Annotated in this window: 1 protein-coding gene; it reads right to left on the reverse strand. The window is 49.6% G+C overall.

The features are described 5' to 3' along the window. Positions 1 to 73: 73 nt before the first annotated feature. A partial coding sequence (locus A3750_RS00470; protein WP_068547922.1) for an LruC domain-containing protein occupies positions 74 to 1,400 on the reverse strand: 1,327 nt, incomplete at its 5' end.

The following is a 1,400-nucleotide window of genomic DNA, read 5'->3' on the forward strand; positions in this document are numbered from 1 at the left end:
AGCAAAGGCCAAGATGGTAAATTTGGTCAAGGTGGTCATGATTAATCGCTCCGTAAAATTGGTTTAACAGGGTTTAAGGACGACCAAAAAGGTGATCGTGTTGCGCATGGTTACTTTGGTACCAGTCTTTGTGCGTTGAACCATTGCTTCTAACCCACTTTGAGAAATTCGGATATGCCCGAACGATGTCGATATTCTCTTTAGGGTGTTCCCAGCCGGCAGGGATATTCAAGGCCCAAGGAAAGCTGTTTGCGTTTACAAAGCTGTTGCTTGCGTTACTGCGATCGTCCTCTAAACCGACCAGATTTGAAGAGAATAGGTCTGATCCGGCGTGCTCTTTAAGGTGAACCTCCCAACCGCGCCCGTCATAATCGCCGTGGTATTTTCCCTCGACTGCGAATATATACGGGTCATACGGCGCCGGGCCAATGCTCGCGGTATCAACCGGCTTGATGAACTCCACGCTGGCAACGAAGGTTCCCGAGGGCTTTGCTTGGCACGTATTCTCGGTGCGAAAGAACTTGCAGGCCTTGCCGATGTGATTTTTTGCGTCATCCAGCAAGATCAAATTGGCATCGCTCTGACCAGCCTCGAGAATATCTGCAGCCACAAGAACGCCATCCAAATGCAGAGAGCTGGAAGCAATGTTGCTTGGGTCAACACCCGGTAAGCGCAGTGCAAAGCCGTTATGGTAGCTTGCGCCGATCGCTTGAATCGAGAATTCAAGATCAATAGAAAGTAGCTTGTTACGATTGTCTAAGGTATTCGTAAAGCGGTAATCAATCACGAGATCATTAAAGTCATAGTCGCCCATTCGAGGCCAAAGGTCTTCGAACATCAGCGTCGCCATTCCACTCTGTGAGGGGTAGTACGTGGTTGATGTTATCTCTTCGTTGCTTTGCTCTAATACTTGGTAGGTGCCGGTATCGACTGAGCCATCGACATTGATACCTTCGACGGCGTACGTTGGCGTAGCGGCGATTGACACGAGAAGGTCGTTAAAATCATTGTCACCACCGGCGCGATGTTGATCGTCAAAGCCGAAGACAAAGAAGTCATTCACTGCATCATAAAACGCCACGTTATGTGCTTGCAGGGCACTTGGCTCCGGATTGAGGTAGGGCAAACTATAGAACGGTTGTCCCCAAGGGCCGAGGCCACTCACATTGCCATCGCTGCCGCTGTAACTCCAACCATTTGGTACGACAAAAAAGCCTAGTCCCTGTCCTGCCGTCAGGCTGATATTGAGCGGCACAGTATGTCCCTGTACCAGTTCTCCTTGAGGTGGCTTTGAAGCATTAGGAAAAACAAGAACATGCTCGGCGATATCGGAATAAGTCGCAGGAGGGTTGTTTGGATCAAACAAAAAATAGCCAAAGGCGTTCCGATAACCCGCGCCT

It is taken from the genome of Oleiphilus sp. HI0079 (assembly GCF_001635105.1).